Here is a 26,210-nt window from a genome sequence, read left to right on the forward strand (position 1 = left end):
TGCCGCGATAGGTTGAGGGTGTGACCGACATCGAATCGCGCATCGACACCTCCCGGCCGCACACCGCCCGGATCTGGAACTACTGGACCGGCGGCAAGGACAACTACCCGGTCGACCGGGAGGCCGGCGACCGGATCCGAGAGCTGCACCCCGGGATCGGGGAGTACGCGAAGGCGGACCGGCTGTTCCTGGGGCGGGCGGTGCGACACCTGGCCGAGCACGAGGGCATCCGGCAGTTCCTGGACATCGGGACGGGGCTGCCGAGCGCCGACAACACGCACGAGGTCGCCCAGCGCGTCGCCCCCGACGCGCGGGTCGTGTACGTGGACAACGACCCGCTCGTGCTCGCGCACGCCCGCGCCCTGCTGGTCGGGACGCCCGAGGGACGTACCGACTACCTGGACGCCGATCTCCGGGACGTCGACACGATCCTGGCCGCGGCGTCGAAGACGCTCGATCTCTCGCAGCCGGTCGCGCTGATGCTGCTCGGGGTGGTCATCTTCGTCGAGGGCGACGAGGAGTCGTACGCGATCGTCCGCCGGCTCATGGACGCGCTGGCGCCCGGCAGTCACCTCGTCCTGTCCCACACGGTCAAGCACCCCGCGATGGCGGACGTCGACGCGGCGGTGGCGTTCTGGAACGAGCACGGCACGCCGAAGCTCACCCAGCGGACCCCTGCCGCCGTCGCACGCTACTTCGACGGCCTGGAGCTGCTCGAGCCGGGGGTGGTGTCCTGCTCGGCGTGGCGGCCGGAGACCGCGACGCCGGACGTCGCGATGTACGCGGGCGTCGGACGGAAGTGAAGGCAGGCGGGAAGGGGTAGGCGGGCAAGCGCGGGCGAGAACGCGCGGGCGAGAACGGCCGGGCGTCGGGGTGAAGGCCGTCAGGCGGTGTCGTCCTGCAGCAGGGTCAGTTGGTGCTCGACGGCCGCGGTGAGCCGCTCCTCGTCGTCCGTGGCCAGCAGATCGAGCAAGGCGCCCCGCAGCAGGGCGAGGGCGAGGGTGCGGCGGGTGGTGCCTGCCTCGCTGTCCCTTTCGGAGGGCGGTTGGAGGGCTGCCAGGAAGCGGAGCCAGTCATCGACTGTCGCTCGGGCGAAACCGGCCCAGGCTCCGTCGGGCTGCACGAGGGAGCGTGTATACGCCTCGGCCCAGAGGCGTAGCAGCGGGCGGTGTTCCTTCGCGGCGAGCCAGGTCCAGATGCGTTCGACGGCCGGGACGAGTCCGGCGGGCTGATCGGGCTGATCGGGTCGATCGGGTCGATCGGGGTGGTCGGGTTCGCCGGCTCGGTCCAGGAGTGCGAGCTCGTCGGCGCGTGCGCGCGTGAGCAGCGCGCGAAGAAGGCCGTCCTTGCTCCCGAAGAGGAAGAGCAGGACCCGTGGGCTGGAGCCGATGGCCTCGGCCAGCGGGCGCAGTGACAGGTCGGCCAGGCCGTGGGTGAGCGCGTACCGGTACGCGGCTTCCAGCAGCTCGTTCTGTCGGGCGGAGGGGTTTGGCGCTTCCTGGGGCATGCGGTTAGCCTAACTGAAACAACTGTTTCAGTGGTGTGGTGGAACGATCGCGGGGCCAGGAGAGCAGCTCATGTCGCAGCAGGATCAGAAGCAGGTCGTCGTGCGTCGCGCCGACCGTCCCGGCGACCTGGGATGGGTGGTGATGGCGCACGGCGAGTCGTACGACCGGCAGTTCGGCTGGAACACCGACTTCGAGGCCCTGGTCGCCGGGATCGTCGCCGACTACGGCGCCCGGCACGACCCGGCCCGCGAAGCGGGCTGGATCGCCGAGGTCGACGGCCGGCGTGTGGGCTGTGTGTTCCTCGTCGCGGGCGATCGGCCCAAGCTGGCCAAGCTGCGGATCCTGCTCGTCACCCCGGAGGGCAGGGGGCTCCGCCTCGGCACGCGCTTGGTCGAGGAGTGCCTCGCCTTCGCCCGCGAGGCGGGCTACGAGCGCGTGACGTTGTGGACCAACGACGTGCTGACGGCGGCGCGCAGGATCTACCAGAGCTTCGGATTCACCCTCGCCGACGAGGAGCGCCACCACAGCTACGGCCACGACCTCGTCGGTCAGAACTGGACGCTCGACCTGCGTGCCGACGGAGCCGACGCCGCACGCTGACCTGCGGCGTCGAAGCGACGGCGCCGCCAACCTGTCGTCCGTGCCCGGCGTTCGTGCCCGCCGTCCGTGCTCGGCGTCTGGGCCCCTCGTCCGTGCCCGTCGCCCGGCCCGCCGTCCGTGCCCGCCGTCCTTCTCAGCGCAGCACTTTGACCATCAGGCGTTCCCCGCTCACCCGTCGGACAGCAGGTCTCCGGGTTCCCCCGTGTCGACGAAACCCCGGCGCCGCGCCCGGGGGCCGACCCGCACCGACCGCCGCTCGCACGCGCCCTCGTCCCCGGGGAGACCGGCGGCCATCCCGGCGGACCGGCCGTCCAGCGACGCGGCGATGTTGTACGCGGCCGGCGACGTCAGGCGCGCACGCCACCGGTCCTCCCCGCCGTCGTGCCATTCCGCGAGCCCGGCCTTGAAGGCGTGAGGTGCCTCGCGCAGTGCGGCGAGGCGAACGTCCCGCCACAACAGCCAGTCGCATCGCATCAGGCGTGGGCCTTCCCGGAGTGGCGGATCGAGGTCGAACTCGTGGTCGCACAGGGGTTGTCAGTGCAATTTCACATTACTATGTTACACCGCACACGGTTCGATGAACCTCCGTCAAACACCGTGCGCACCACAACAGTTCTCGTCACCTCCCCAGTGACGTGCCCCCACCACTCATGGAGTTCTGTTGTCCATCCACAGACGTGTGCGTTCGTCCCTGCTCACCTCCGCCGTCGCGGTGACCCTCCTGGCCTCCTCGGGCCAGACCGGGGCCTCCGCGGCCGACGCGGACGCCCGCGCCACCGCTGTCCCCGCCGCGCCGACCGGCGCCCCGGCCCCACGGGCCGAGCACGGAACCAACCCGTTCGACGAGGTGGAGCGCCTCGCCACCGCTCCCCGCAAGACCTTCGGGCCCGCGCCCGCCCCCGGCGGCCTGGCCACCGGGCGCGTCCCCGGCCGGGCCCCGGTCGCCACCGCCACTGCCGCGCGTACCCTCACGGCCGGCACCGGGACGACCGCCGCAGGCGTTCCCTGCACGCTCGACGGGATCACCGGGCTCGGCCCCGAGCAGTTCGCCGACTTCCTCGCCGACCCCGCGGTCCTCGCCGACGGTTGTCTGCGCGGACTCATCTGGACCTGGGACGCCCGGCTCGCTCCCGTCATGTCCGATGCCCACGTCCAGGCCGTCGCCCGCCGGATATCCGGCCTTGCCGCCGCCCATGACGGCCGCAACTCCTCCCACCTGGAGGAGATGTTCACCTACCTGCACGCCGTCGCGTACCACGACTACTCCCGCGACGAGATCGACACCACCGACGCGCCCACCGTGAACGCCGTCCGCCAGGCCGTCGCCGACTTCGGCAACGCGGCCCGCACGTTCGACGTCACGAAGAGCAACGCCCTCACCCTGCGCGAGGCCCTCTACGCGGCCAGCGCCCCCGGACTCCGGCAGCACCAGCTCGGTCTGATCACGCGTGTCCTCGCCACCATGGACCCCTCGCACACCGCCACCCACCTCGACCCGTCCTGGGCCGGGGCCGCGCTCGCCGCGCTCTCGGTCAACTACCTGGGCGTCTACCCGGGCAACCAGGACGCCGCCTTCCAGGCCGCGGCCGCCGCCGACCCGGCGTACCGCGCCGTCTTCAAGGCCTTCGCCGGCTACGGCCACCTGAAGGGCACCGCCAACGACTGGGTCGCCCGCGACGCCCTCGGCGAGTACGGCCGCTTCGGCGAGATCCCGAGCCTGCGGACGGAGATCTCCGCCGGACTCGGCGGCCTGCTCGGCCAGGCGGTCACCACCTTCGGCCGCGGCAGCCAGCAGTGGGCCAAGGTCGTCTCCTGGCTCAACTACTTCGACGCGTGCAAGCCGTACGGCGTCTGCAAGGCGGACATCGAAGCGCAGATCTTCCCGTACACGTACACCTACGACAACGGCGCGATCAAGGTCCGCACGGGGCTCGACCGGGCCACCGTCGACCAGCTCTACTACGCGAGCAAGCAGGTCAAGGCCCAGTTCCACCGCGTGGTCGGCACGGACCAGCCGCTCGCGGGCGACCCCAACACCACCCTCACCATCGTCCTGTACGGCTCGCGGGCCGACTACGAGAACTACCACCCCATTCTGACCGGGATGGACACCGACAACGGCGGCATCTACATCGAGCGCGGCGCCACCTTCTACACCTACCAGCGCCGGGTCCCGCAGGACTCCTCGCTGACGCTCGAAGAGCTCTTCCGCCACGAGTACACCCACTACCTCAACGGCCGCTACGCCGTCCCCGGCTTCTTCGGCGAGGGCCCCTGGTACCAGGGAGACCGCACCACCTTCATGGACGAGGGCACCGCCGAGTTCTTCGACGGCGCCACCCGCAGCGACGGCATCAAGGTCCGCAAGTCCCTGGTCCGCGGCATCATCAACGACACCGCGGGCGGCGGCCCCCGGATGAACCTCCGGCAGATCCTCAACGCCACCTACGACGGCGACGGCTTCCGCTTCTACAACTACGCGGGAACGTTCTTCGAGTTCCTCTGGAACGAGAAGCCCTCCCTGATCCGCGAGATGTACACCCACCTGCGGAACAACGACGTCGCCGCGTACGACGCCTGGCGCGTCCGTCTCGGCTCCGACGCGGGCCTCCAGAGCGACTACAACCGCTTCCTCGACACCCAGATCGCCCAGGTCGACACGCTGTACGTGCCCAACACCACGTTCACCCCCAACGCCCAGCTGCGCGACGCGGCCCTGGCCACCGTGAAGTCCACCTTCGCCGCCGCCACCTACAACACCCCCGACTGCGTCGAGAACGGCGAGCCGGGCAAGCGCCGGTTCGTCTGCACCGGCCGGATCACCGCCAACCTGTCCGACGCCGGCAGCGCTGACCAGAACTTCAAGGACATGTCCGAGACGGTCGACTACTTCATCCTCGACCGGGCCGGCGCCGCCTCCAACAACCTGGCCGACATGAACTGTTCCTTCGGACCGATCGACATCTGGTCCACCAGGGTCGCCGGCACGGCCGGCTTCAGTTGTGAGGGCCCCCTCCGCAGCTGACCCGCCCCTGGCTCACCCCGAGCCCGCCCTCCTGTCCGGGCCGGTCACTCCACGAGGGGGTACCGGCCCGGCGCTCGACCCGAAATCCCGTCCCGGAGGCCGTACTTCGTGAGCACCACCCCGCACACGGTCCGCACCACCGACTACCACACCGCCGGCGAACCCTTCCGGATCGTCGACGAGGACCTGCCCCCGATCCCCGGCGACACCGTCACCGAGCGCCGCGCCACCGCCCTCACGACCGGCGGATCGGGCACGGACCCGCGCCCCGGCCCCCTCGACGACCTGCGCCGTCTCCTGTCCCGCGAGCCGCGCGGGCACGCGGGCATGTACGGCGGCTTCGTGGTGCCGCCCGACGACGACGGCGCCCACTTCGGCGTGCTGTTCTGGCACAAGGACGGCTACTCCACCGCCTGCGGCCACGGCACGATGGCTCTCGGCGCCTGGGCCGTCGACACGGGTCGCGTCCCCGCCCCCGACGACGGCGCCGTCTCCGTGCGGATCGACGTGCCCTCCGGCCGCGTCACCGCCGCCGTGCACCGCACGGAGGGCCGCACCACCGGCGTCACCTTCCGCAACGTCCCGACCCGCGTCGTCGCCCGCGACGTGAAGGTGAACACCACGCTCGGCACCGTCGACGCCGACCTCGCCGACTCCGGCGCCCTCTACGTCTCCGTCGCCGCCCGCGACCTCGGCCTCGACGTCTCCGTGCGCGCGCTGCCCGAACTCGTGCGCGCCGGACGGGAGATCCGTGCCGCGCTCCCCGCATACGACGTGTACGGCGTCATCCTGTACGAGGAGCTCCCCGACACCCCCGAGGGACTCCACCAGCGCAACGTCACCGTCTTCGCCGACGGGCAGATCGACCGCTCGCCCTGCGGCTCGGGCACCTCCGCGCGTCTCGCCCTCCTCGGCGACGACGGACGTCTCGCCGTCGGGGCCACCCTGCGGCACGAGTCCGTCGTCGGCACCGTCTTCACCGGACGCCTCCTCGCGGAGGGGATCACCGAGATCAGCGGAACCACCCACCGCACCGGCACCCACGCCTTCGTCCTCGACCCGGACGACGCCCTGGGAGCGGGGTTCCTCCTGTGAGCCCGCCCCTCCTCCTCGACGCCGCGACGATCGCCCGCCTCATGAGTCCGGCGGCGGTCACCGACGTCATCGCCGACGTCCTGCGGGCCGGACTCGACCCCGACGCGGGACCTCCCCGCACGGCCGTGTCCGTCCCCGCCGGTGAACTCCTCCTGATGCCGGCGGCCTACGGCCCGTTCGCCGGCGTCAAGGTCGCGGGAGTCGCCCCCGGCAACCCGGAGCGCGGTCTGCCCCGCATCACCGGCTCCTACCTCCTGCTCGACGGCGCCGACCTCAGGCCGCTCGCCCTCCTCGACGGAGCCGCGCTCACCGAGCTGCGCACGCCGGCCGTCTCCGCCCTCGCCGTCCGCTCCCTCACACCGGACGACCGGCCCCTGCGCCTCGTCCTCTTCGGGGCGGGCCCCCAGGCGTACGGCCACCTGGAGGCCGTCCTCGCCGTCCGCGAGATCGCCGAGGCGGTCGTCGTCGCACGCGGGCCGGTCGGCGGGCGCGCCCTCGCCGGGTACGCGCGGACCCTCGGTGTGCCCGCCCGCACCGGCACGCCCGACGAGGTGGCCGGCGCGGACCTCGTCGTCTGCTGCACCACGGCCCGGGAACCGCTCTTCGACGGAACCCTGGTGGCACCCGGCGCCACCGTCGTCGCCGTCGGCTCGCACGAGCCGAGCGCCCGCGAGACCGACACCGCGCTCGTGGTCCGGTCCGAGGTCCACGTCGAGGCGCGGACCGCCGCGCTGCGGGAGGCGGGCGACCTGCTCGTCCCGATCGCCGAGGGGGCGATCGGGGCCGACCACATCGCGGGAGACCTCGCGGATCTGGTCACCGGCCGCAGGGCACCGGCGGCCGGGCGTCCGCGCTTCTTCAAGAGCGTGGGCATGGCCTGGGAGGACCTCGCCGTCGCCACCGCCCTGTACAAGGCGGCCCGTCCGTCCTGAGCACACCCGCGCCCCGGTCCCGCGCGCAGGCGGAACCGGGGCGCCGGTGTGCTCAGCCGGCGCGTTCGCGTGCTCAGTCGGGGCGTTCGCGTGCTTGACCGGCGTGTTCGGGTGCTTGACCGGGGCGTTCGGGTGGAGCCCTCGCGGACGCCTCGATGGATCCCTTGGCGAGGGTCTCGACGGGGGTCTTGGCAGCCGGTGTGCAATGTGAAATATTACTGCCGTGCCCACGAGAGATACCTCGGACGTCATCGTCATCGGCGCCGGCGTGGTCGGCGCGGCCTGCGCCCACTACGCGGCCCTCGCCGGCCTCTCCGTCACCGTCGTCGACCGAGGCTACGTCGCCGGCGGCACGACCGGAGCGGGCGAGGGAAACCTCCTGGTCTCCGACAAGGAACCCGGCCCCGAACTCGAACTCGCCCTCCTCTCCACCACGCTGTGGACCGAACTCGCCGACAGGCTCCCACCTGCCGTCGAGTACGAGGCCAAGGGAGGCCTGGTCGTCGCCTCCGACGAGACGGGACTGCGCGCCCTGCGGGAGTTCGCCTCCCGCCAGGAGAAAGCGGGTGTCGTCGCGCACGAGGTGCCCGGTGACCGGCTCCACGACCTGGAGCCCCACCTCGCACCGGGCCTCACCGGCGGCTTCCACTACCCCCAGGACGCCCAGGTGATGCCCGCCCACGCTGCCGCGCAGCTCCTCCGAGCCGCCGGCGACCGGGTCCGCCTCGCGCCGGGAGAGGAGGTCACCGGCCTCCTCACCGGCGCGGGCGGAGCGGTCCGCGGAGTACGGACCGCCACCCGCGAACTCCACGCCCCGTACGTCGTGAACGCCGCGGGCACCTGGGGCGGCGCCCTCGCCGACCTCGCCGGAGTCCACCTGCCCGTCCTGCCCCGGCGCGGCTTCGTCCTCGTCACCGAACCCCTGCCGCGCATCGTCCGCCACAAGGTGTACGCCGCCGACTACGTGGCCGACGTGGCCAGCGGCTCCGCCGCGCTCCAGACCTCGGCCGTCGTCGAGGGAACCCCCGCCGGACCCGTCCTCATCGGCGCCAGCCGCGAGCGCGTCGGCTTCGACCGGACCCTCTCCACCGAGGTCCTGCGCCGCCTCGCCGCCGGGGCCACCGCACTGTTCCCCGTCCTCGGCACCGTACGGGCCATCCGCACCTACCTCGGCTTCCGCCCCTACCTGCCCGACCATCTGCCGGCCATCGGGCCCGACCCGCGCGTCCCCGGCCTGCTGCACGCCTGCGGTCACGAGGGCGCGGGAATCGGTCTCGCACCGGCGACGGGACAGATCGTCGCCGCCTGCATGACCGGCGCCGAACCTCCCCTCGACCTCCGCCCGTTCCGCCCCGAGCGCTTCGACGCCACCGCATCCTGAGGCGCGCATCCACCGTCACGAGAGGAGGGCCCGTGGCCCGTACCCCCATCGGCCTCGTCGGGGCAGAGCCCGATCCGCCGTTCGAGATCACCTTCGACGGCCGGCCCGTCCTGGCCCTGCCGGGCCAGACCCTCGCCGCCGCCCTGTGGGGCGCGGGCATCCTGGCCTGGCGCACCACGCGGGACGGAGGCCGCCCGCGCGGCGCGTTCTGCGGCATCGGCCAGTGCTACGACTGCCTCGCCACCGTCAACGGACAGCCCAACCGCCGCGCCTGCCTGGTCCCGGCCCGACCCGGCGACGCGATCACCACCCAGGAAGGGCACGGCCATGACAGCCTCGGCGTCTGAACCCGAAGACGCGGCCGACCCTGGCCGACCCTCACGCGCGCCCTACGACCTCGTCGTCGTCGGCGCGGGCTCCGCAGGGCTCGCGGGAGCCGTCGCCGCCGCCGAACTCGGACTCTCCGTAGCCCTGTTGGACGCCTCGGCCCAGCCCGGCGGACAGTTCTACCGGCACCCGGCTCCCGCCCTGGGCGCGCAACGGCCCGAGGCCCTCCACCACCACTGGTCCGCCTTCGCCGAACTGCGCCGACGCCTGGAGTCCAGCGGTGCCCACCACCTGACCGGGCATCATGTGTGGTCCGTCATCAAGGAGACCGACGGGACATGGACGGCGCACGCCCTCACCGGCACGGACGGAGACGCGGACGCGCCCGTCCGCGTCCGGGCCCGTGCCCTGCTCCTCGCCACCGGCGCCTACGAGCGCCAACTCCCCTTTCCCGGCTGGACCCTGCCCGGCGTCGTGGGCGCCGGGGGAGCGCAGGCCATGCTCAAGTCCGGGCTCGCGCTGCCCGGCCGGAGCATCGTCGTGGCCGGCAGCGGCCCCCTCCTCCTCGCCGTCGCCTCGTCCCTCGCTTCGGCGGGGGCGAGGGTGCCGGCGGTGGTCGAGGCGGCGGGGTACCTGCGGTACGGGCGCACCCCGCGGGCGCTCGTCACCAACCCGGGCAAGGCGGTCGAGGCCCTCGTCCACTCGGCCGCGCTGGTCCGGCACCGGGTGCCCGTACGGCTGCGCAGAGCGGTGACCGAGGTGCACGGCACCGACCGGGTGGAGGCCGTCACGGTGAGCCGCCTGGACCGCGAGTGGCGGCCCGTACGGGGGACGGGCCGCCGGATCGCCTGCGACGCCCTCGCCGTCGGCCACGGCCTCGTGCCCCAGATCGAGCTGGCCGTGGCGGTCGGCTGCGCCACCCGCGCGCTGCCCGACGGCACCCTGGGCCTGGCCCTGGACGACCTCCAGGAGAGCTCGGTGCCCGGCCTGTGGGCCGCGGGCGAGACCGGGGGAGTGGGAGGCGCCGAACTGGCGAGGACCGAGGGCGAGTTGGCGGGCCGGGCGATCGCCGCGCGGCTCCTCGGCCGCCCCGCCCGGGCCGAGGCGACCGCCGGACTCCGGCGGCGCCGGGACCGCATGCGTGCCTTCGCCGACGTCATGTCCGCCGCGCACGCCCCCGGCCCCGGCTGGACCGGATGGCTGACCGACGACACGGACGTGTGCCGCTGCGAGGAGGTCCCCGCGGGCAGGGTCCGCGAGGCGGTCGCCGAGTGCGGCGCACGCGACGCACGGACCGTCAAACTCCTCACCCGGGCCGGCATGGGTTGGTGTCAGGGCCGGATGTGCGGGACGGCCGTGGCGTGCCTCGTGGCCGCCGGAGGAGCCCCCGAACCGCCCGCCGAACGCCGCCCGTTCGCCGTCCCCGTCGCTGTCGACGCTGGCCGGACTCGAAGGGCCGCCGCAGGAACCGGCTCGGGCGTGCGACGACCCGACTGACCCTGTCTCCTCCTGAGCCGCCACACCCGCTACACCCACAGCACCCACCACCCGTTACACCTCACCGAAAGGTCGTAGAGATGAACGCCACCACCTGGACCACCGACCGCCCCTGGCGCGGCATCATGGTCGCCACCACCCTGCCCTTCAAGGAAGACCTCTCCGTCGACTACGACGCCTACGCCGAGCACGTCGCCTGGCTGATCGCCAACGGCTGCGACGGCGTCGTCCCGAACGGCTCCCTCGGCGAGTACCAGACCCTCACCGCCGACGAGCGCGCCCGGGTCGTCCGTACCGCCGTCGAAGCCGCGGGCGACGGAGCCAGGGTCATGCCGGGCGTCGCCGCCTACGGCAGCGCCGAGTCCCGCCGCTGGGCCGAACAGGCAGCCGAGGCCGGCTGCGGCTCCGTCCTGCTGCTGCCGCCCAACGCCTACCGCGCCGACGAGCGCTCCGTCATCGCCCACTACGCGGACGTGGCCGGGGTCGGCATCCCGGTCGTCGCGTACAACAACCCGATCGACACCAAGGTCGACCTCGTCCCGAGCCTGCTGGCGAAGCTGCACGCCGACGGCAGCATCGTCGCCGTGAAGGAGTTCAGCGGAGACGTCCGCAGGGGATACGAGATCGCCGAACTCGCTCCGGAGCTCGACCTGCTGATCGGCGCCGACGACGTCCTCCTGGAACTGGCCCTGGCCGGTGCGGTCGGCTGGATCGCCGGCTACCCCAACGCCCTCCCCGCCAGCTGCGTCGAGCTGTACAGGGCCGCCGTGGCCGGCGACCTGGCGACCGCCCGGCCGCTCTACTCCTCGTTGCACTCCCTGCTGCGCTGGGACTCCAAGGTCGAGTTCGTCCAGTGCATCAAGCTGTCCATGGACATCGCAGGCCGTCCCGGCGGACCCACCCGCCCCCCGCGCCTCCCGCTCACCGGCGCCACCGAGACCGCCGTGCGTACCGCCACCGAGAAGGCCGTCGCCGACGGTCACCGCTGACCGGCCCCACCGCCCCGGACCCGCTGACCGGCCCCACCGCCCGGACCCGCTGACCGGATCCACCGCCCGGACCCGCTGACCGGACCCATCGAACGGACCGAAAGGAACTCCGCGTGCGTACGCGTCATGTCTTCCACGCAGTCGACTCCCACACCGAGGGAATGCCCACCCGGGTCATCACCGGAGGCGTCGGTGTGATCCCCGGGGCCACCATGGCCGAGCGCAGGCTCCACTTCATCGAGCACCTCGACCACCTCAGGACGCTCCTGATGTTCGAGCCGCGCGGGCACGCGGCCATGAGCGGCGCCATCCTCCAGCCGCCCACCCGCCCCGACGCCGACTACGGCGTCCTCTACATCGAGGTGTCGGGCCTCCTGCCGATGTGCGGCCACGGCACCATCGGCGTCGCCACCGTCCTCGTCGAGACCGGCATGGTGCCCGTCGCCGAACCGGTCACCACGGTCCGCCTGGACACCCCGGCGGGACTCGTCTCCGTCGACGTCCAGGTGGAGGACGGCGCGGCGAAGTCCGCCACCTTCACCAACGTGCCCGCCTTCTCCGTGGGTCTGGACCGCGCCGTGGACGTCCCCGGATTCGGCAAGGTCACCTACGACCTCGCCTTCGGCGGCAACTTCTACGCCTTCGTGTCCCTCGACGACCTCGGGCTGCCCTTCGACCGCGATCGCAAGGACGACCTGCTCACCGCCGGACTCGCGATCATGGACGCGATCAACGCATCCCCGGACCGTCCCGTACACCCCACCCGGCCGGAGATCGCCGGACTCAAGCACGTCTACCTCACGGCACCCGGCTCCGATGCCACGCACTCGCGGCACGCGATGGCCATCCACCCGGGCTGGTTCGACCGCTCCCCGTGCGGCACCGGGACCAGCGCGCGCATGGCCCAGCTCCACGCACGGGGCGAACTCCCGCTCGACCGCGACTTCGTCAACGAGTCCTTCATCGGCACCCGGTTCACCGGCCGGCTCACCGCCGGGACGGAGGTCGGCGGCCTGCCCGCCGTCGTCCCCACCGTCACCGGCCGCGCCTGGATCACCGGCACCGCCCAGTACTTCCTCGACCCGGACGACCCCTTCCCCGGAGGCTTCCTCCTGTGATCACCGACGTGTCCACCCTCGTCTCGTACAACCCGGCCGACCCGGCCGACGTACTCGTCAGCCTCCCGGCCCCCGGCGCCTTCGCGGCCGCCGACGCCGTCGAGCGCGCCCGCGCCGCCCAGCCCGGCTGGCAGCGCGCCGGAGCCGCCACCCGCTCGGCCGCGCTCGGAGCCGTCGCCACGGCCCTGGACGCCGCGGCCGACGAACTCGCCGATCTCGCCGTACGCGAGGTCGGCAAGCCCCTCACCGAGGCCAGGGCCGAGATCGCGCGCACCGTCGCGATCTGGCGCTACTACGCCCAGGCGCCGTTCGAGCCCACCGGCTCCGTCCACGAGACCGCGACAGGCCCCGGACTTCTCCTGAGCCGGCGCCGCCCCCACGGAGTGGCCGGGCTCGTCACGCCCTGGAACTTCCCCTTCGCCATCCCGAGCTGGAAGGCCGCCCCCGCCCTCGCGGTCGGCAACACGGTCGTCCTCAAACCGGCACCCGAAGCCACCGCGTGCGCCCAGCGCCTCGCCGAGATCGTCCGACAGACCCTGCCCGACCACGTGTTCACCGTCCTGCCGGGCGGCCCCACCGAGGGCAACGCCCTCGTCTCCGCCGCCGACGTCGTCTCCTTCACCGGCTCCACACCCGTGGGCCGGGCCGTCGTCCGCGCGGCGACGGCCCGGGGCATCCCCGTGCAGGCCGAGATGGGCGGCCTGAACGCGGCCATCGTCCTGCCCGACGCGGACATCGGGCAGGCGGCGGCCCACATCGCCGCCGCGGTCGCCGGGTTCGCGGGCCAGAAGTGCACCGCCACCAGCCGGATCGTCGCGGTCGGGGCCGCCCTCGACCCCCTGCGCGAAGCCCTCGCCGAGGCCTTCCGGGCCGTCCGGGTCGGCGACCCCGCCGACCAGGAGACCGTGTGCGGGCCGCTCGTCCACGAGGGCGCGCGCGAGCGGGTCGTCGAGTCCTGGCAGGGGCTGCCCGTCCTCGCCGGCGCCACCGTACCGACGACACCCGGCTGGTACGCGGCCCCCACCCTCGTCGAGAAGGTCCCGCCGGGGCACCGACTGCTCAACGAGGAGGTCTTCGGACCCGTCGCCGCGCTGCTCCCCGCCGACGACCTCGCCCACGCGGTACGGATCACCAACTCCGTGCCGTACGGCCTCGTCACCTCGGTCCACACGGCCGACCTCGACGCGGCCCTGTACGGGCTCGACCTGGTCGACACCGGCATGGTCCGGATCAACGCCCCCTCCACCGGCGTCGACTTCCACCTGCCGTTCGGCGGCGCCAAGCAGTCCGGCCACGGCCCCCGCGAGCAGGGGCGGGCGGCCCTCGAGTTCTACACGTCCTCCCGCACGTACACCCTGGCACCCGCGGGCGCGGCGACGTGACATCGTACGGTGGTGACGCGGAACGAACCGAAGGGATCACCACCTCCATGGGGCACCTGACCCAGCGCGACCTGAACGCTTCCCGGGAGCGGCTGCGCGACCAGGTCGCCCATGCCCTGCGCGCCGCACTGATCTCCGGCGAGCTGCGGCCGGGCGTGGTGTACTCGGCCCCCACCCTGGCCGAGGACTTCGGGATCTCCGCCACCCCCGTGCGTGAGGCGATGCTCGACCTGGCCCGTGAGGGTCTGGTCGAGCCCGTCCGCAACAAGGGGTTCAGGGTCACCGAGGTCGACGAACGCGACCTCGACCAGTACACGGAGATCCGCGCGCTCATCGAGATCCCGACGGTGGTCCGCGTCACCCGGTCCGCCACGCGCGAGGAGCTGGAGGCACTGCGGCCGGTGGCCGAGGAGATCGTGCGCGCCGCGCGTGAGCACGACCTCATCGGCTACCTGGAGGCCGACCGGCTCTTCCACCTCACCCTCCTCGGCCTCGCGGGCAACGAGCGCCTCGTCGAGACCGTCGGTGACCTGCGCAAGCGGTCGCGCCTGTACGGGCTCACCGCCCTCGACGAGAGCGGTGACCTCATCCCGTCGGCCGAGGAGCACCTGGAACTCCTCGACCTGATGCTCGCCGGGGACGCCGAGGGCGCGGAGGCGTGCATGACCCGGCACCTGGGACACGTCCGTTCCCTCTGGGCCAGGAGCGGGGGACCGGCCGGGGGCTAGGTGGTGCCCGTCCTGGTCACGGCCGGGCGGCGCGCCTACCGTGCCGGTGTGCTGCCCCGTACGACCGCCTCCGCCGGGAGCAGCAGCCCGCTCGTGGGAGCGGCGGCGGGGTCCTCGACGGCGGTGATCAGCCGGGTGACGAGGGCGTGGGCGATGGCGGACAGGGGCAGACGCACGCTGGTGAGGGCCGGCTGGATCAGGGTGCAGTGCGGCATGTCGTTGAACCCGGCGACGGCGACGTCCACTCCGACGGTGAGGCCGGCCGCCCGGACCGCGTGGTAGGCGGCGAGGGCGAGCCAGTCGTTCGCGCACACCAGGGCGGTCGGACGGTCGGGGCCGACGAGCAGACGCCGCAGGGCCTGGGAGAGCGCGGCCGGATCGTCCTCGGGCACGCCGACCTCGAAGGCGCCGTCGGGCGCCCCGGCCGCGGCCTGCTGGAGCCCTGCCCGCCGGTCGGCGAGCCAGGGCAGCGAGGCCGCGGAGTTCACGTAACAGATCCTGCGGTGGCCCTGCTCGATCAGGAGGCCCACCAGGGCGGCCGTGGCGGCCGCGGAGTCGATGTCCACCCAGTTCTGCGGGCGGCCGGGGGCCGTGCGGCCGAAGGCGGCGAACGGGAAGCCGGCCTCGGCGAGCACGTCGACGCGGGGGTCGTCGTGCACGACGTCGGAGAGGACGAACCCGTCGACCTGCCGGGCCGCGATCAGCCCGTTGAAGGACTTGGCGACCTCCGCGACGCCCTGCTGGGGGTCGCAGCGGAACAGCAGGATGCGGTGGCCGACGGCGTCGGCGGCGCTCACAAGGGCTTGGAGGAAGCCGCCCATCAGGGGGTTGGGGTCCGCGGGGTTGTCGGCGGGGGCGGGATAGCCGATGACCTTGCGGGTGCCGGTGCGCAGACTGCGGGCGGACTGATCGGGCTGGTAGCCGAGTTCGTCGATGGCGGCGGTGACCCGGGCGAGGGTGGTGTCGCGCAGCCGGTGGGGGGCGTTGAGGGCGTTCGAGACGGTCTGGCGGGAGACTCCCGCCGCGCGTGCGACGTCCTCGATGGTCACCTGTCGAGCGGTCATCGTTCCTCTGGGGGCGCTGGTCGGAGGGGCTGGGGACGGCGGACGGCCGTCCCCGGCCCCTCCGTCGTTCAGTGCTCTCGGGTCAGGGTGAGCAGGCCGCCGGTCGGCACCGTCACCGGGTTCACCCCGGGGACGAGGTCGAGCACGGTCTCGGACAGGATCTCACCACCGCAGTCCTGGACGAGGGCGAGGGCCCGCTCCTGCCCGCTGGCGACCAGCAGCACCGTGTGGTCGCGGTCCGCGTTGGCGACGAGCAGGGTCGACGGGCCGTCCGTGCCGTCGCGGTCCGGGAGGGCGACGGGCAGCGGCGCGTAGCGCGCGACCACGGTGGTGCGGTCGTCGCGGGCGCTGACCAGGGGATAGCCGAGGTCCGGACGGGCGGGCTCCAGGTCGCCGAGCTGGAGGACGTCGGCGTGGCGGCGGAAGACACCGAGCCAGAAGCGCAGGGCGGCGAGCCGGCCGGGGGTCTCCGCGGTGAGGTCGACGGAGATCTGCGGCACCGAGAACAGCGCGTTGATCAGGTGGACCGCCACGGACTCGGGCGTTTCGGCGGAGTTCCACATGATCATGTCGGCGTGGACGGCGAGCGGTCCCGCGGTCAGCCGGCAGTCGACGGTGCGCTGACGGTTCTCGGCGGGGCTCAGCGGGCAGTCGGTGGCGCGGACCATGGTGGCGTACGGCCAGAGGCTCGGGCTCACGTACGGCTGGCGGTGTTCGACGATCACGTCCGGCCGGGTGCGGCGCAGGCGGGCGTCGAGCTCGGCGAGGAGCCGGCGCAGGCCTTCGTGGACGGTGACGTGGTCGGCGCCGGCCGGTGCGGGCGGCGGGTCGGCGACGGCGAAGCGGTCGATGAAGTCGAGCTTCACCCCGTCCATGCCCCACTCCTCGACGGCCCGGCAGATCGTGTCGGTCAGATGGTTCCGGACCTCGGGGTGACGGGGGTCGAGGACGGCCGCCTCCAGGTGGGGCTCCTCGCGCAGGACCTTGTCCTTGAAGCGGTCCCAGGCGTCGTCGTGCCGGCCGATGAACGGCAGCGCGTACCAGAGGAGATAGGCGAGGCCGCGCCGATGGACCTCGTCCACATGGGCCCTGAGGTCGGGGAAGGCCGCCGGGTTGGGCTCCCAGTCGCCGCAGTGGCCGTAGCCGCGCGTGCGGTCGGCGGTCTGCCAGCCGTCGTCGACGATGATGCTCTCGCAGCCGAGGCCGGCGGCGAGCGCGGCCTGCCGCTCGACCGCGGCGGTGTCGACGTTCTGGTGGAGGCTGTACCAGGTGGAGTAGGCGGGCATCCGGGCGGCCGGCGCCACCCCGGGGTGGTCCACACCCTCGGCCCACCAGTCGGTGACGGCCCGCAGGGTGGCGGCGAAGTGGCGGCCGCTGAGGTCGATCCGCAGCCGCATCGGCGGCCCGTCCGGGGCGAGGTCCTGCTCGACGGTGAAGGCGAACTCCCCGCTCTCCTCCACGACACCGGCGCCGACGCGCACGGGCCCGGTGGTCTCCCCGGCGGCGGCCGTGCACAGGGCGCGGTCGTGGGCGCCGACGAGGCTGGCGACGGGGGCGCCGAGGGCGAGCGAGACCGTCCGGGGGGTGATCCAGGACGGCGGCAGCCAGCGGGAGGCGTCGGTGTCCGGGGTCCAGTAGGCGGTGGCTCCGACGCAGGGCACACGCCACTCGGCGCGCAGGGTGACGGCCTCCGCCGCCGTGACCTCGATCAGGGCCACGCCGTCCCGGACCTCGGCGACGGTGGCCTCCCACCGGTCGCCGCCGAACCCGGTGAGATGGAGGGCGAGCGGGTCTCCGGAGGGGTGGAACAGGCCTGTGGCGAGCGGGCGGTGGACGACGGCGCCGGGAGCCCCTCCGGTCGGGGCGCCCGGTCGCCAGGCCGGGACGGGCTGCTGGGGGTCGGGCTGGTCGGGATCGAGCTGCTGGGGATCGGGCTGCTGGGGGTCGAGCTGGTCCGGGTCGGGCCGCTGGGGATCGGGCCTTCGGGAAACGGGCTGTCGGGGGTCGGCGTCGCGCCGGGGACCGGAGCCCTGGTGAGGAGCGTCCTGCGCGGAGACGGTCTTCGGATCGGTGGTCACGGTGGTCACTCCTTGGTGGCCCCGGCGAGCAGGCCGGAGATGAACTGGCGTTGCAGGACGAGGAAGAGGGCCATCACGGGGACGGCGGCGATGGCACCGGCGAGCAGGACCTGCGCGTAGTCGGTGGTCGACAGACCCTGCAGGGTGGCGGTCGCGACGGGCAGCGTGTACATCTCGGGGCTGCGCAGCGCGATCAGCGGCCAGACGAACTGGTTCCAGCCGCCGAGGAAGACGAACAGCGCGAGTGCCGCGATGATCGGCCGGTTGACCGGGATGACGATCCGCCACAGCACGCGCAGTTCGCCCGCGCCGTCGACGCGGGCCGCGTCCAGGAGCTCGTCGGGCATCGAGCGCAGCGCCTGCCGCATCAGGAAGATGCCGAACGGGGTCACCAGACCGGGCAGGACGACGGACTCGTACGAGTCGATCAGACCCAGGTCCATCATCATCTGGAAGACCGGGATCAGCATCACCGCGTCGGGGATGACCAGTGTGCTGAGCAGCAGGACGAAGAACAGGTTGCGCCCGCGGAAGTCGAACTTGGCGAAGGCGTACCCGGCGAGGACCGAGACGACGACCGCGCCGACGGTCTGGAGGCCCGCCACCACAAGGGTGTTGACGAGGACGCGCGTGAGGCCGATGGACTCCTCGAGACCCTGGAGGTTCTCCATCAGGTGGCCGCCCGGCAGCAGCTTCGGCGGCCAGGAGAACACGTCCTTGTCGTCCTGGGTGGCGGCCATGGCGAGCCACCAGAACGGTCCGACGCAGAGCCCGAAGGCACCCGCGAGCAGCACGGTGAGCAGGGGGCCGCGGAGCTTCACCGGCGCTCTCCCATCAGGCGGACCTGCAGGATGCCGAGGACGGACACGATCAGCGCGAGCGCGTAGGCGAGGGCCGAGGCGTAGCCGAAGTCGAAGTACTTGAAGCCGTTGTTGTAGAGATACATGGTGACCGTGAGGGTGGAGTTGTCGGGGCCGCCGCCGGTGAGGACGTACGGCTCGTCGAAGAGCTGCAGGGTGCCGATGGTCGAGAGCACCACCGTGAGCAGGAGGATCGGCCGCAGCTGGGGCAGAGTGATGGCGAGGAAGCGGCGGACCGGTCCCGCGCCGTCGACCATCGCCGCCTCGTACAACTCCTTGGGGATGCCCTGGAGGCCGGCGAGGTACATCACTGCGTTGTAGCCGGTGTAGTGCCAGGTGATGACGAGGACGACGCCGACGCGGGCCCAGAAGGGGCTGCCGAGCCAGTTCACCCGGTCGATGCCGAACAGGGAGAGGACCCAGTTCAACAGTCCCGCGTCGTGGTTCAGGATCACGGAGAACATCACGCCGGCCGCGACCAGGCCGGTCAGCGAGGGGACGAAGACGCCGAGTCGCCACAGCGGACGCAGCCGGACCTTGGTGGAGTTGAGCCCGAGGGCGACGAGCAGCGCGAGGCCGAGCATCAACGGCACCTGGACGACCAGGATCAGCGCGGTGTTCCTCAAAGCGGTCCAGAACAGCGGATCGTCAAGCAGGCGACGGTAGTTGGCGAGCCCGGCGAACCGCCGCGCGTCGCCGTTGCCGGTCGTGAGACTGATCCAGAACGAGGCCGCGATGGGGTACGCCTTGAAGACCGTGAAGCCCAGGACCGCGGGCATGATCAGCAGGTACGGGACGGAGGCGCGGGTCAGCAGCCGGCGCCGGCCGGTGCGGGCGCCGCCGGGGAGGGCCCTGCCGGGGAGGCGGTGGCCGCGGCGACCGGCGTGCGGGCCGGCCGAGGCGGCGGGCGCTCCGGCGGGGGCGCTTTCGGACGGGGCGAGGGACATGGTCAGGCCGCCTGCTGCCGACCGGTCTGCCGGGCGAGTTGCCCGGCCGCGGCCTTCAGCGCCTCGGCCGGGTCGGCGCCCTTGATCAGCACCTGGCTCTGGGCGTCGGCGGCGAGCTTCAGGGCGCGGCTGTAGTCACCGGTGAAGTTGGTCGCGCCCGAACCGGAGCCGAGCGAGGTGACGAAGGACCGCAGCACCTGCTGACCTCCGTAGAAGGGGTGGGGTGCGCTGAACTTCGGGTCCGAGTAGGCCCCCTTGAGGGCGGGGAAGACGCCGCCGGAGGCGAACATCCGGTTGATCTCGGCCGGCTTGGTCAGCGCGTACTCGACGAAGCGCCAGGCGGCCTTGCGGCGCTTGCTGGTGGCGGAGACGGTCAGATACGTGGAGTTGACGATGGCGCTGCGCCCGCCCCCGGGGACGGCGGCGGGCGGCTGCATCACACGCCACTTGCCGCTCTGCGCGGGGAACTTGGTGGCCAGGTACTCGACGGCCCAGGCGGGGTACGGGGCGGTGGCGAGCCTCCCCTGGCCGACGAGGCGCTTCCAGGTGCCCTGGCCTGCCGTGTCGGCGAGCAGACCGCCGTCGTTGAGCCGCTTGATGACGGTGAGGGCCCGCACCGCCTCCGGGGAGGCGAGCGTGACCCTTCCCTCCGCGTCGAAGTATAAGGCTCCCTGGAGCTGCATCAGGTTCTGGAAGAAGTCCATGTCCTGGGTGGTGCCGGGCTTGTCGAGCCCGAGCAGCTGGGCGCCGGTGGCGGCACGGATCTTCGGCCCGGCGGCTATCAGGTCGTCCCAGCTGGTGAGGGAGGCGGGATCTACCCCGGCCTTCTCGAAGTAGTCGTGCCGGTAGAACAGCCCGAGGGGGTTGACCTCCCAGGGGAGGGCGTGGACGGCTCGGTCCTTGCCCACGACGGTCGGCCACAGACCCTCGACGAAGGCGTCCTTGTGCCGGTCCGCGCCGAGTCTCGACAGGTCGGCGAGGCCGTCGGGGAACTTCTCCAGGTAACCGGGGAGGTAGTCGACCCCGATGTGCAGGACGTCGGCGATCCCCTTGCCGCCCGAGGCGAGACCGACGGTGATCTTGTCCCAGATGGCGGGGTTGCCCACGTCCTGGATGTCGACCTCGATGCCGGGGTTGTCCCGTTCGAAGGAGGGGACGACGCCGCGCAGGGCCTCGGCCGCGGTGGTCCAGCTCCAGACGGTGATCTTCCCGCTGTCGCCGTCGGCACCGGTGGCACCGCCGCCCGAGCCGCCACCGCCGCAGGCGGCCAGGCCGAGCCCGGCGGCGGAGGCGGTGGCCAGGTGAAGGATCTGTCGTCGGGTCAGCTGGTGGGACATGTCGGCTCCTGGACGTCGGTACGGGGGTGGGCGTCGGTGCTGCTTTCGGCGGTGCGGTCGGTGCTGGTGCTGGTGCTGGTGCTGGTGCTGGTGCTGGGGTTGGCCCTGAGGTTGGCCCTGGTGCTGGAGGTGCTGGAGGTGCTGGAGGTGCTGGAGGTGCTGTGGGTGAGGGTGCGCAGTGCCTCCGCGAAGAGGTCCGCCGCCGCGGCGGGCGGGGTGGAGGCATGGGGCGAGAGCCGGATCCACTGCTCTCGGCGCGTGACGATCACCCCGGCCCCTTCGAGCGTGCGATGGACGGTGGCGGGGTCATGGCCGGGGAGACGGAAGGTGCCGATTCCGCCGCGCTCCCGGGGGGCGAGCCCGTCCGACAGGACCTCGGCGCCCGCCTGCCGCGCCCGGTCGAGCAACTCCGCGAGGGTGGACCGGATCCGGGCACCGACGACGGCCGGGCCACCCTGGTCGAGCAGGTGGTCCACGGCCGCGCCGATGGCCGCGGCGGCCGGGAAGTCCGGATTGGTGGCCAGATGGGCGGCGGCGCCGGGGAGGGAGGGCGCCGGATGCCGTACGGCGAAGGGCTCCGTGACACCGGCCCAGCCGCCGAGCCCGGGAGCGAGACGCTCGCCGCACCGGTCGCGGACAAGGAGCAGCGCGGCGCCCCAGCCGGCCCGTAGCCACTTCTGGCCGCCGCTCACGAGGACGTCGGCGGCGTCGGCTTCGAGCGGGACGGCACCGAGCCCCTGGACCGCGTCGACGATCAGGAGCCGGTCGGGTCCGAGGACCTCCTTGAGAGCGGCGAGCGGGGCCATATGACCGGTGAGCGAATCCACGGCGCTGACGGTGAGGGCGGTGACGTCGGGCGTGAGGTGGCGGCGCAGAAGATCGGCGGTGACGTGCCGCTGTCCGTCCGGGTCGACGTGACGGACGTCCGGCCCGCCGCGGCCGGCGAAGCGAAGCCAGGGATAGACGTTGGCGGGGAACTCCCCACGGGGTACGAGCACGGTGCCGGGACCCTGGAGTGCGGCGGCCACGGTGAACAGGCCGTTGCTGGTGGACGGGGCGAGGGCGATCTCGTGGGGCCGGGCGTCGAGGAGCCGCGCGGCGGAGGCCCGGGCGGCGTCGCCGAGGGCGAACAGACGGTCGAGGTCGGCGGGGTCCGCGCGGCCGGCCAGCGCGGTCGCGGCGGCGAGCGCGGCGGCGGCCCTGCGCGAGAGCGGGCCGATCCTGGCGTGGTCGAGGTAGCCCGGCATCGGACCGCGATCGGGGGTGGCCCGGCCGGGGGCCGCGCGGGTGGCGGCATCGGCTGAGTCGGGGATTTGAGCGTTCAAATTCAGTCCCTCAAAGTGCCCACTGCGTGACGATCGTGGGATTTGAAGGTTCACATTAGAGAGACGGAGTCGCCCCGGCAAGAGTTCCTACGAGGTGAACTGCCGCAGCCGGGACTGTGGTTGGTTGGCCTACCGGTGGCCGGGGGCCTGTCCGCCGTCGCCGTCGCCGTCGCCGTCGCCGTCGCCGTCGGTGTCGGTGTCACCGGTGACGGTGGCGGTGGCGGTGGCGGTACGGGGCAGCGTGGTCGTCGCGAGGAAGTCGTCGAGCATCGCGCCCTGTACCTCCTCCGGGAAGCTGGCGGGGTCGAAGAGGGCCTGGACGACGAGGCCGTGCGTGAAGGCGACGGCGGTGGCGGCGAGTTGTTCCAGGTCGGTGTCTGCCGGGAGTTCGCCGAGGTCGCGCGCGGCTTCCAGGTGGGGCAGGAGGGCCGAACGCAGCCGCGTGTAGCGGTCGGCCTGCTCCTTGGCGAGGCCGTCGTCCGCGAGGGAGAGGTCCCAGGAGCTGACCCAGATGCGGTTGCGGGCGGTGTCACCCGGAGTCAGCGGCAGGATGTCCAGCAGCATGACGCGCACGGTGGCGAGACCCGCGCCGGGGCGGGCCCGGCGGGGACGTTCCGCGGTGCGCTTCTCCAACAGGTCCAGGGCGTGGGTGATCAGGGCCCGTTTGGTCGGGAAGTAGTGCATGAGCATCCCGGTCGAGACGCCCATGGCGGTGGCGACGGCGCGCAGGGTCAGTCCGCCGAACCCCTTGTCGGCGAGGACCTGCCACACCGTCTCGGATACGTCCTCGCGGCGGGCGTCACGGTCTCCAGGTGCAGGCGGCATCCTGCTAGCTTACGTACCGAACGCTTGTTACGTACCGAGGGAGCGCTGCTCACATGTTCACTCTGCCCATCGGCGATCAGGCCCGGCTCCGCCCTCTGGAGCCCTGGCAGGCACCGGAGTTCCTCGCCCACATCGACCGGGCGCGGGACGCCGTCGACCCGTGGATCCCCTGGGCGACGTTCAGCACCGACCTGCCGTCCGCCAAGGCCACCCTCCAGCGCTACGCCGACCGGCTGGCCACCGACAACGGCGGGATCTTCGGCATCTGGCTGGACGGCACGCTGGTCGGCGGCGTCATGTTCACCCGCTTCGACAGCGTCTCCGGCGTGTGTGAGATCGGCTGCTGGCTCGAGAAGGCGGGGGAGGGGCGGGGCCTGGTGAACCGGGCCTGCCGGACCCTGATCGACTGGGCCTTCACCGAGCGCGGGATGAGCCGGGTCGAGTGGTGGGTCGCGGCGCACAACACCCGCAGCATCGGGGCCGCGCGCCGGCTCGGCATGACGCGCGACGGCGTGCTGCGGCGTCATTCTCCGTACCGAGGGGTACGGCACGACATCGAGGTCTGGTCGGTCCTCGCCGAGGAGTGGCCCGCTGCCGTGGAAGGGTCCGCGTCCGGTGTCCAGGCCGAACTCGACCGGCTGATGGGCGTGTTCATCGGTGCCTTCACCAACACCGGCGGCAGGCGACCGGAACTCGACGTGATCCGCGACGTGTTCATCCCGCAGGGAAGGATCATCGCCAACGTCGGAGGCGAGCCGGCGATCTACGATCTCGACGCGTTCATCGCACCGCGTCAGCGGATGCTCACCGACGGGACCCTGACGGAGTTCTCCGAGGAGGAGGTCTCCGCGCGTAGCGAGATCTTCGGATCGATCGCCCACCGGTTCAGTGAATACCGCAAGTCCGGCTACCGCGACGGCGAGTGGTTCGAGGGTTCCGGTCACAAGACCACCCAGTACCTCCTGACCCCGGCGGGCTGGAGGATGTCCTCGCTGGCCTGGGACGACGTGCCCGCCGTCGTCACGGGATGACTGCGCGGACGCAGCTGGGAGCCGGTGGGAGACCGAGGGCTTGGCCGACGGCGTGGGCGAGGGGGGAGGGCATGGGCGAGGGCGTGGGCGAGGGGCGTGGGCGAGGGGCGTGGGCGAGGGGCGCGCGGGGCGCGGCCCTCGACGTGGTGGTCTACGAGGGCAGGCCGCCGTACGGCACGGTGATCAGCTCCATGAAGTGACCCGCAGGGTCGACGAAGTACACGCCGTGGCCGCCGTCATGGTCGTTGATCGCGCCAGGCTGCTTGCGGTGCGGGTCGGCGTAGTGCTCGACACCGCGCTCCCTGATCCGTGTGTACGCCGCGTCGAACTCCTCCTCGGAGACCAGGAAGGCGTAGTGCTGGGGGGTGATCCTGTCCGCGGGGATCGTGGCGAAGTCCAGAGTGACGTGGTTGCTCAGATCGACCGCGATGAACGGTCCCCACTCGGCGGTGATCTCGAGACCCAACAGGTCCGCGAAGAACTCGGCGGATTCGCGGTTGTCCCGGGCGTGGACGATCGTGTGGTTCAACTCGACTGACAAGGAATGCCTCCGAAGGCATCTCCCGACACCTCCATGCCTCACCCGGTCGGTGACCGGCACGCGATGTCGACGTACATCCTACAAGTCATCGGCATGCCGGTCGAAGAAGGTGTCGGTCCGGACGGGGATCCCGGCGGTGCGCAGCCCGATGTCGTGCAGACCTCACCGGACGATCACGTGCTCTCCGGCGGCCGGCACTCCTGGTGGGCACGGGCCTGCGTCGCAGCCGGATGGGACGGATTCCAGAGCCGGTCGGCTTCACCACGGGAGACGTGGTCCTCGTAGATCCGTACCTTGCGCCGCATCACGTCCAGGGTGCCCTGCAGCTCGCGGATCTGCGTCTCCACTCGTTCCTCGTGTCGGCGGAGCAGCTCCAGGCGCTCGTGTTCGTTGCCCGGTCCCTGCCGGACCAGTTCGATGTACCGCCGGATCTCCACCAGGGCCATGCCGGAGGAACGCAGCTTCACGCAGATGGCCAGCCACTCCAGGTCTTCCTCGTGATAGATCCGGCGGCCGTTGGAGAGGCGGCGCACCGGGTTGGCGAACAGGCCCTCCCGCTCGTAGAACCGCAGCGCGTGCACGCTCAGCCCACTGCGTTGTGCCACCTCGCCGATGCTCAGGTCCATGAACGCCACTCCCTCACACAACTGTTGATCTAGACCCGACTCTAGGTTCTAGCGTCGGGCTGTCGGCCCATCGGGCCACGGAACAGGGGAGAACATGAGTGTTTGGTTTGTCACCGGAGCGTCGCGTGGGCTCGGCGCGGAGATCACCCGGGAGGCGCTGGACCGAGGGCACAGCGTGATCGCTACGGCGAGGGACGCGTCAGCGGTGCTCCGGGCCTACCCGTACGTGCCCGACGGATTGCTGGCGGTGGACGCGGACGTGACCGAACCGGAGCAGCTGACGGCTGCGGTGGAGGCCGGCCTGGCGAGATTCGGCCGGATCGACGTCGTGGCCAACAACGCCGGATACGGCCTCATCGGGGCGATCGAGGAGGTCTCCGACGAGGCGGCCAGGGCGCTGTTCGACGTCAACGTCTTCGGTGTGCTCAACACGTTGCGGGCGACCCTGCCCACGTTGCGCAGGCAACGTTCGGGACACGTCCTGAACATCGGCTCGGTGGGTGGCTTCGTCACCGCTCCGGCAGCGGGCTTGTACGGCGCGTCGAAGTTCGCCCTCGAGGGTGTCTCCGAGGCGCTCCACGGCGAGCTGGCCCCGCTCGGCGTCCGCGTCACGATCGTGGAGCCGGGCGGGTTCCGCACCGACTTCCTCAGCGGCTCGAGCATGCGCGTCGAGCCGGCCTCCATCGCCGACTACGTGGTCGGCGCGGGGCCGGTGCGCAAGGCGCTGGCCGAGAACGACGGGCGGCAGCCGGGCGATCCGGTCAAGGCGGCGAGAGCCGTCGTCGACATCACGGAGGTCGCCGCGCCGCCACTACGCCTGCAGCTGGGCGCGGACGCCATCGAGCGCGTCGAGGCGAAGCTGGATCTGGTGCGACGTGAACTCGACCGCTGGCGTCACGTAGCCCTCTCCACCGGGATCTGAGAGAGCGGGCCCCGTTGCCGAAGGCATCCGCAGCCGCCCCCTGCTTCTCGGTAGGGGGCGGCTGCGGATGCG

Annotated in this window: 25 protein-coding genes; 14 read left to right on the forward strand and 11 right to left on the reverse strand. The window is 72.4% G+C overall.

The window, feature by feature from the left end:
- Positions 1 to 20: 20 nt before the first annotated feature.
- A complete protein-coding gene (locus ACFQ79_RS13565; protein ID WP_383582456.1) occupies positions 21 to 803 on the forward strand; it encodes an SAM-dependent methyltransferase in 783 nt (260 codons plus the stop codon).
- 80 nt (positions 804 to 883) lie between these two features.
- Here ACFQ79_RS13565 and ACFQ79_RS13570 read toward each other — a convergent pair whose 3' ends face one another.
- Positions 884 to 1,507 (reverse strand): TetR/AcrR family transcriptional regulator, encoded by a 624-nt coding sequence (locus ACFQ79_RS13570; protein ID WP_383582458.1) that lies wholly within the window; start codon positions 1,505 to 1,507, stop codon positions 884 to 886.
- Positions 1,508 to 1,577: 70 nt separating this feature from the next.
- Between ACFQ79_RS13570 and ACFQ79_RS13575 the strand changes: the two genes are divergently transcribed.
- The gene (locus tag ACFQ79_RS13575; protein ID WP_383582461.1) at positions 1,578 to 2,108 is read left to right on the forward strand and encodes a GNAT family N-acetyltransferase; all 531 of its coding nucleotides are present in this window, start codon (positions 1,578 to 1,580) and stop codon (positions 2,106 to 2,108) included.
- A 168-nt stretch (positions 2,109 to 2,276) separates the two neighbouring features.
- Here ACFQ79_RS13575 and ACFQ79_RS13580 read toward each other — a convergent pair whose 3' ends face one another.
- A complete protein-coding gene (locus tag ACFQ79_RS13580; protein ID WP_383582463.1) occupies positions 2,277 to 2,582 on the reverse strand; it encodes a hypothetical protein in 306 nt (101 codons plus the stop codon).
- Between the two features lie 187 nt (positions 2,583 to 2,769).
- Between ACFQ79_RS13580 and ACFQ79_RS13585 the strand changes: the two genes are divergently transcribed.
- The 10 genes from ACFQ79_RS13585 to ACFQ79_RS13630 all read left to right on the forward strand — a co-directional run bounded on the left by ACFQ79_RS13585 (position 2,770) and on the right by ACFQ79_RS13630 (position 14,582).
- Positions 2,770 to 5,133 carry a collagenase gene (locus tag ACFQ79_RS13585; protein ID WP_383582465.1) on the forward strand — a complete coding sequence of 788 codons (2,364 nt, stop codon included), beginning with the start codon at positions 2,770 to 2,772 and terminating at the stop codon, positions 5,131 to 5,133.
- A gap of 108 nt (positions 5,134 to 5,241) precedes the next feature.
- Entirely contained in the window at positions 5,242 to 6,228 is a 987-nt protein-coding gene (locus ACFQ79_RS13590; RefSeq protein WP_383582467.1) for a proline racemase family protein, read from the forward strand.
- The gene (locus tag ACFQ79_RS13595; protein ID WP_383582469.1) at positions 6,225 to 7,160 is read left to right on the forward strand and encodes an ornithine cyclodeaminase family protein; all 936 of its coding nucleotides are present in this window, start codon (positions 6,225 to 6,227) and stop codon (positions 7,158 to 7,160) included. Before ACFQ79_RS13590 ends, ACFQ79_RS13595 begins: the two co-directional genes overlap by 4 nt.
- 223 nt (positions 7,161 to 7,383) lie before the next feature.
- Complete coding sequence (locus ACFQ79_RS13600) at positions 7,384 to 8,541, forward strand: NAD(P)/FAD-dependent oxidoreductase (protein ID WP_383582471.1); 1,158 nt, start codon at positions 7,384 to 7,386, stop codon at positions 8,539 to 8,541.
- A gap of 32 nt (positions 8,542 to 8,573) precedes the next feature.
- Positions 8,574 to 8,888 carry a (2Fe-2S)-binding protein gene (locus tag ACFQ79_RS13605; protein WP_383582473.1) on the forward strand — a complete coding sequence of 105 codons (315 nt, stop codon included), beginning with the start codon at positions 8,574 to 8,576 and terminating at the stop codon, positions 8,886 to 8,888.
- A complete protein-coding gene (locus tag ACFQ79_RS13610) occupies positions 8,869 to 10,365 on the forward strand; it encodes an NAD(P)/FAD-dependent oxidoreductase (protein ID WP_383582475.1) in 1,497 nt (498 codons plus the stop codon). Before ACFQ79_RS13605 ends, ACFQ79_RS13610 begins: the two co-directional genes overlap by 20 nt.
- A gap of 80 nt (positions 10,366 to 10,445) precedes the next feature.
- A complete protein-coding gene (locus ACFQ79_RS13615; protein WP_383582477.1) occupies positions 10,446 to 11,354 on the forward strand; it encodes a dihydrodipicolinate synthase family protein in 909 nt (302 codons plus the stop codon).
- 113 nt (positions 11,355 to 11,467) lie between these two features.
- The gene (locus tag ACFQ79_RS13620; protein WP_383582480.1) at positions 11,468 to 12,472 is read left to right on the forward strand and encodes a proline racemase family protein; all 1,005 of its coding nucleotides are present in this window, start codon (positions 11,468 to 11,470) and stop codon (positions 12,470 to 12,472) included.
- Positions 12,469 to 13,854 carry an aldehyde dehydrogenase family protein gene (locus ACFQ79_RS13625; RefSeq protein WP_383582482.1) on the forward strand — a complete coding sequence of 462 codons (1,386 nt, stop codon included), beginning with the start codon at positions 12,469 to 12,471 and terminating at the stop codon, positions 13,852 to 13,854. The genes ACFQ79_RS13620 and ACFQ79_RS13625 overlap by 4 nt, the downstream gene beginning before the upstream one ends.
- 47 nt (positions 13,855 to 13,901) lie before the next feature.
- Entirely contained in the window at positions 13,902 to 14,582 is a 681-nt protein-coding gene (locus ACFQ79_RS13630; protein ID WP_383582484.1) for a GntR family transcriptional regulator, read from the forward strand.
- A gap of 35 nt (positions 14,583 to 14,617) precedes the next feature.
- On the opposite strand, the gene ACFQ79_RS13635 is transcribed toward ACFQ79_RS13630, so the two are convergent.
- The 7 genes from ACFQ79_RS13635 to ACFQ79_RS13665 all read right to left on the reverse strand — a co-directional run bounded on the left by ACFQ79_RS13635 (position 14,618) and on the right by ACFQ79_RS13665 (position 23,018).
- The gene (locus ACFQ79_RS13635) at positions 14,618 to 15,646 is read right to left on the reverse strand and encodes a LacI family DNA-binding transcriptional regulator (RefSeq protein WP_383582486.1); all 1,029 of its coding nucleotides are present in this window, start codon (positions 15,644 to 15,646) and stop codon (positions 14,618 to 14,620) included.
- Positions 15,647 to 15,714: 68 nt separating this feature from the next.
- Positions 15,715 to 17,724, reverse strand: coding sequence for a glycoside hydrolase family 36 protein (locus tag ACFQ79_RS13640; protein WP_383582488.1), 2,010 nt, complete (start codon positions 17,722 to 17,724; stop codon positions 15,715 to 15,717).
- A 5-nt stretch (positions 17,725 to 17,729) separates the two neighbouring features.
- The gene (locus tag ACFQ79_RS13645; RefSeq protein ID WP_383582490.1) at positions 17,730 to 18,545 is read right to left on the reverse strand and encodes a carbohydrate ABC transporter permease; all 816 of its coding nucleotides are present in this window, start codon (positions 18,543 to 18,545) and stop codon (positions 17,730 to 17,732) included.
- The gene (locus ACFQ79_RS13650; protein ID WP_383582493.1) at positions 18,542 to 19,531 is read right to left on the reverse strand and encodes a carbohydrate ABC transporter permease; all 990 of its coding nucleotides are present in this window, start codon (positions 19,529 to 19,531) and stop codon (positions 18,542 to 18,544) included. Before ACFQ79_RS13650 ends, ACFQ79_RS13645 begins: the two co-directional genes overlap by 4 nt.
- Before the next feature lie 2 nt (positions 19,532 to 19,533).
- Positions 19,534 to 20,868 carry an ABC transporter substrate-binding protein gene (locus ACFQ79_RS13655; RefSeq protein WP_383582496.1) on the reverse strand — a complete coding sequence of 445 codons (1,335 nt, stop codon included), beginning with the start codon at positions 20,866 to 20,868 and terminating at the stop codon, positions 19,534 to 19,536.
- The gene (locus tag ACFQ79_RS13660; RefSeq protein WP_383582498.1) at positions 20,853 to 22,193 is read right to left on the reverse strand and encodes an aminotransferase class V-fold PLP-dependent enzyme; all 1,341 of its coding nucleotides are present in this window, start codon (positions 22,191 to 22,193) and stop codon (positions 20,853 to 20,855) included. The genes ACFQ79_RS13655 and ACFQ79_RS13660 overlap by 16 nt, the downstream gene beginning before the upstream one ends.
- A gap of 129 nt (positions 22,194 to 22,322) precedes the next feature.
- Positions 22,323 to 23,018, reverse strand: coding sequence for a TetR/AcrR family transcriptional regulator (locus ACFQ79_RS13665; RefSeq protein WP_383582500.1), 696 nt, complete (start codon positions 23,016 to 23,018; stop codon positions 22,323 to 22,325).
- A 53-nt stretch (positions 23,019 to 23,071) separates the two neighbouring features.
- On the opposite strand from ACFQ79_RS13665, the gene ACFQ79_RS13670 reads away from it, so the two are divergent.
- Positions 23,072 to 24,049: a GNAT family N-acetyltransferase gene (locus tag ACFQ79_RS13670; RefSeq protein ID WP_383582502.1), complete on the forward strand. Its 978-nt coding sequence runs from the start codon at positions 23,072 to 23,074 to the stop codon at positions 24,047 to 24,049.
- Between the two features lie 151 nt (positions 24,050 to 24,200).
- Here ACFQ79_RS13670 and ACFQ79_RS13675 read toward each other — a convergent pair whose 3' ends face one another.
- Positions 24,201 to 24,590 (reverse strand): VOC family protein, encoded by a 390-nt coding sequence (locus ACFQ79_RS13675; RefSeq protein ID WP_383582505.1) that lies wholly within the window; start codon positions 24,588 to 24,590, stop codon positions 24,201 to 24,203.
- Positions 24,591 to 24,763: 173 nt separating this feature from the next.
- Positions 24,764 to 25,216 carry a MerR family transcriptional regulator gene (locus tag ACFQ79_RS13680; protein ID WP_383582508.1) on the reverse strand — a complete coding sequence of 151 codons (453 nt, stop codon included), beginning with the start codon at positions 25,214 to 25,216 and terminating at the stop codon, positions 24,764 to 24,766.
- A 94-nt stretch (positions 25,217 to 25,310) separates the two neighbouring features.
- On the opposite strand from ACFQ79_RS13680, the gene ACFQ79_RS13685 reads away from it, so the two are divergent.
- The gene (locus ACFQ79_RS13685) at positions 25,311 to 26,138 is read left to right on the forward strand and encodes an oxidoreductase (RefSeq protein ID WP_383582511.1); all 828 of its coding nucleotides are present in this window, start codon (positions 25,311 to 25,313) and stop codon (positions 26,136 to 26,138) included.
- The last annotated feature ends 72 nt before the right edge of the window (positions 26,139 to 26,210 follow it).

This window comes from Streptomyces sp. NPDC056480, from assembly GCF_042795405.1.
Lineage (GTDB): Bacteria > Actinomycetota > Actinomycetes > Streptomycetales > Streptomycetaceae > Streptomyces.

Coding starts and splice junctions, on each gene's coding strand:
- ACFQ79_RS13570 (WP_383582458.1), bottom strand. CDS start 1,507: ATGCCCCAGGAAGCGCCAAACCCCTCCGCCCGACAGAACGAGCTGCTG.
- ACFQ79_RS13580 (WP_383582463.1), bottom strand. CDS start 2,582: ATGCGATGCGACTGGCTGTTGTGGCGGGACGTTCGCCTCGCCGCACTG.
- ACFQ79_RS13615 (WP_383582477.1), top strand. CDS start 10,446: ATGAACGCCACCACCTGGACCACCGACCGCCCCTGGCGCGGCATCATG.
- ACFQ79_RS13680 (WP_383582508.1), bottom strand. CDS start 25,216: ATGGACCTGAGCATCGGCGAGGTGGCACAACGCAGTGGGCTGAGCGTG.
- ACFQ79_RS13635 (WP_383582486.1), bottom strand. CDS start 15,646: ATGACCGCTCGACAGGTGACCATCGAGGACGTCGCACGCGCGGCGGGA.
- ACFQ79_RS13655 (WP_383582496.1), bottom strand. CDS start 20,868: ATGTCCCACCAGCTGACCCGACGACAGATCCTTCACCTGGCCACCGCC.
- ACFQ79_RS13670 (WP_383582502.1), top strand. CDS start 23,072: ATGTTCACTCTGCCCATCGGCGATCAGGCCCGGCTCCGCCCTCTGGAG.
- ACFQ79_RS13665 (WP_383582500.1), bottom strand. CDS start 23,018: ATGCCGCCTGCACCTGGAGACCGTGACGCCCGCCGCGAGGACGTATCC.
- ACFQ79_RS13630 (WP_383582484.1), top strand. CDS start 13,902: ATGGGGCACCTGACCCAGCGCGACCTGAACGCTTCCCGGGAGCGGCTG.
- ACFQ79_RS13685 (WP_383582511.1), top strand. CDS start 25,311: ATGAGTGTTTGGTTTGTCACCGGAGCGTCGCGTGGGCTCGGCGCGGAG.
- ACFQ79_RS13575 (WP_383582461.1), top strand. CDS start 1,578: ATGTCGCAGCAGGATCAGAAGCAGGTCGTCGTGCGTCGCGCCGACCGT.
- ACFQ79_RS13610 (WP_383582475.1), top strand. CDS start 8,869: ATGACAGCCTCGGCGTCTGAACCCGAAGACGCGGCCGACCCTGGCCGA.
- ACFQ79_RS13650 (WP_383582493.1), bottom strand. CDS start 19,531: ATGTCCCTCGCCCCGTCCGAAAGCGCCCCCGCCGGAGCGCCCGCCGCC.